This is a genomic window from Anoxybacillus sp. MB8 (assembly GCF_011006755.1).
Lineage (GTDB): Bacteria > Bacillota > Bacilli > Bacillales > Anoxybacillaceae > Anoxybacillus > Anoxybacillus gonensis.
The window spans coordinates 1-2,718 of record NZ_RXXX01000083.1 but is presented as its reverse complement, the minus strand read 5'-3'; the positions used below and the strand labels follow the sequence as shown (position 1 = coordinate 2,718).

The 2,718-nt window shown below is 38.2% G+C and carries 3 protein-coding genes and 1 rRNA gene; 2 read left to right on the top strand and 2 right to left on the bottom strand.

Features of this window, described 5'->3' with window-relative positions; genetic code table 11:
* Together EKC99_RS15160 and EKC99_RS15155 are read right to left on the bottom strand one after the other, a co-directional pair.
* A 16S ribosomal RNA gene (locus tag EKC99_RS15160) occupies positions 1–74 on the bottom strand; the annotation flags it as partial.
* Positions 75–236: 162 nt separating this feature from the next.
* Entirely contained in the window at positions 237–1,133 is an 897-nt protein-coding gene (locus EKC99_RS15155; protein ID WP_205597823.1) for a DMT family transporter, read from the bottom strand.
* Positions 1,134–1,185: 52 nt separating this feature from the next.
* Between EKC99_RS15155 and EKC99_RS15150 the strand changes: the two genes are divergently transcribed.
* Both EKC99_RS15150 and EKC99_RS15145 read left to right on the top strand, forming a co-directional pair.
* Positions 1,186–1,863 carry an MgtC/SapB family protein gene (locus EKC99_RS15150; protein ID WP_009362206.1) on the top strand — a complete coding sequence of 226 codons (678 nt, stop codon included), beginning with the start codon at positions 1,186–1,188 and terminating at the stop codon, positions 1,861–1,863.
* A 73-nt stretch (positions 1,864–1,936) separates the two neighbouring features.
* Complete coding sequence (locus EKC99_RS15145) at positions 1,937–2,560, top strand: HD-GYP domain-containing protein (protein ID WP_035067390.1); 624 nt, start codon at positions 1,937–1,939, stop codon at positions 2,558–2,560.
* Positions 2,561–2,718 lie beyond the last annotated feature (158 nt).

The window sequence follows — 2,718 nt, the reverse complement described above, 5'->3', positions numbered from 1 at the left end:
ATCGTCCGCTCGACTTGCATGTATTAGGCACGCCGCCAGCGTTCGTCCTGAGCCAGGATCAAACTCTCCATAGAAAAGTTATCCTTAGCTTCTGTACGCTTTTCGCTTCGTTCAGTTTTCAAGGAACATCTTGTCGTTTTTTGCGACTTTTTTAATTTAACACATCGTCTTTTTAGTGTCAAGAACGATTTTTTATTTTCTATCATCGCATCACAACAGCGACGATTTAAAATATATCATGTTCTTTTTTGAAATGCAACTATTTTTTTATTGTTTTTTATATGTTTTCCGAACATATACGCTCCAATCCCAATGATGATAAAAAATGAGCCTATTCCTTGCGACAAATAAACTTGTTCATCCAACCATATATAAGCTAGTATAATTGCTCCAATCGGTTCAAATAAAATAGCCATGGATACCATTGCTGCATTTACCCATTTCATCGCCCAATTAAAAAGAGAATGCCCGAATAATGTCGGGATAACCGCCAGCAAAATGAAGCACCACCAGTCATTCGCATTATACGACAAAAATGAATAACGAAACAACGATACATATACACTTAATACGAGTGACGCAATGCCATAGACAATATACGTATATGTAATTAGAGAAAATTGCTTTCGTAAATGTTGACCGACTAACCAATAGCCCGTGACCATAGCACACGCAATCAATGCAAGCATATCTCCATAAAGTGCTTTGCCACTTACGCGAAAATCCCCCCAACTAATAATGACGCTACCTAAAATTGCAAGTAGCGCACTTACCCATTCACTCATCGTCATCTTTTCCTTGAAAAAGAAAAATCCACCAACAAAAGCGAATATCGGCTGCAACGTAACTAAAACGACGGAGCTTGCAACGGATGTGTAACGAAGCGATTCAAACCAAAGAATAAAATGAAACGCAAGCAATGTTCCAGACAACACCGCAAAAGCCCAATCTTTTTTATTCATCTGTTTCGTTTCGCGTATATGTTTTACAATAAACAACGGAGTCATGAAAACAACTGCGAAAAAGAGGCGATAAAATGCGATAACAGCTGACGGAGCATCTGTAAATTTGACAAAAATCGCTGAAGTGGAAATAGAAAGTGCTCCAATAATTAGTGCTATATATGCCTTCATGTTCGTCATCCTTTCGAATATACTTAATTACGAAGAAAAGGAGGAATGTCTCATGGACGCTCATGTACTTATGAAACTCGGAATCTCTGCTGTCCTCGGGCTCGTTATCGGTCTAGAACGAGAATTAAAACGAAAACCTGTTGGTCTTAAAACTTGCCTCGTTATTTCGATTGTAAGTTGTTTGTTAACAATCGTTTCAATTGAATCAGCATACACATTTCCAAAAAGCGATCATATAAATATGGATCCACTTCGCCTCGCTGCTCAAATTGTATCAGGTATCGGCTTTCTCGGCGCAGGTGTTATTCTTCGTCGCGGAAACGATAGCATTTCTGGTTTAACAACTGCCGCGCTCATTTGGGGAGCTGCAGGTGTCGGAATCGCTGTAGGGGCAAACTTTTATATCGAAGCGATATTGTGCGTCATCTTCCTTATCGCTAGCGTCGAACTTATTCCGCTTATAACAACCGTTTTCGGTCCGAAACAACTAAGAGAAAAAGAGCTTTCCGTTAAACTCACTGTGCTAGATGCAACAAAAATTTCTGAAGTCATCGGTACGATTAAACAAAAAAATATTCGCATTAAAACGGTGCGCATAAAAGACTTAGATAACGGAAATCACTTTGTTGAATTAAAAGTATCTGTCGATCAAAAACGCGCAACAACAGATGTATACGAGTTTATTCATCAAATTCCTTCTGTTCGCGGCGTCGATATCGAAAATATTTAACTTGAAAATGATTCTCATTTATATTAGTATATATGATGAAAATTTCCTTCAAAACAAAAAGGTGGAGAACGACATGTCCTCTATTATAAAAAATATGGAACTTTGTTTTCTTATGCGCCAGCTCTCAAAAAAGGACGAGCTAACTTTCCTTCATTCATATCGAGTGACGAAAATCGCTTTATCTTTTGCTTCGTTTTTGAAACTCAATGATGAAGAAAAGCGAGAACTTCAACTTGGAGCACTCATTCACGATATCGGCAAATTACACATTCCTGTTCATATTTTAACAAAAAGAGGAAAGTTATCTGAAGAAGAATTTGCTCAAATGAAAAAACATCCACTATTTGGTATACAAATATTACAACATTACCATGTTTCATCTGAAATTTCTCATATTGTTTTATACCACCATGAACGATGGGATGGCAATGGATATCCATATAACCAAAAAGGAGAGGCCATCCCTTTTCTCGCCCGTCTTGTGGCGTTAGCTGATTCACTTGAAGCAATGACAGGCATTCGGCCATATCGCGCATCACTTACATGGGAAGAAGCTTATGAAGAAATCAAAAGAGGAGCAGGGACACAATTCGATCCACAACTAACATCTTCCTTTTTAGAGTGGATGGAAAACGATGAGATTCCGATTGAACAAAATAGTGAAACCATTATGCAAACCATCCCGATGATCTCTTAGTATGAGTAAAATGTTTGTGGGAGAAAAAAAGACAGGTTCCTGATTTGGTATAATAAGGAACCTGTCAGATATGTAAGCAAAATAGATGAAAAACGGGCTCTCCTCCTGGTAAGGTAGTAAGTGCGAAAAAAATACAACCAAAGAAAGGAGTGGAGCCC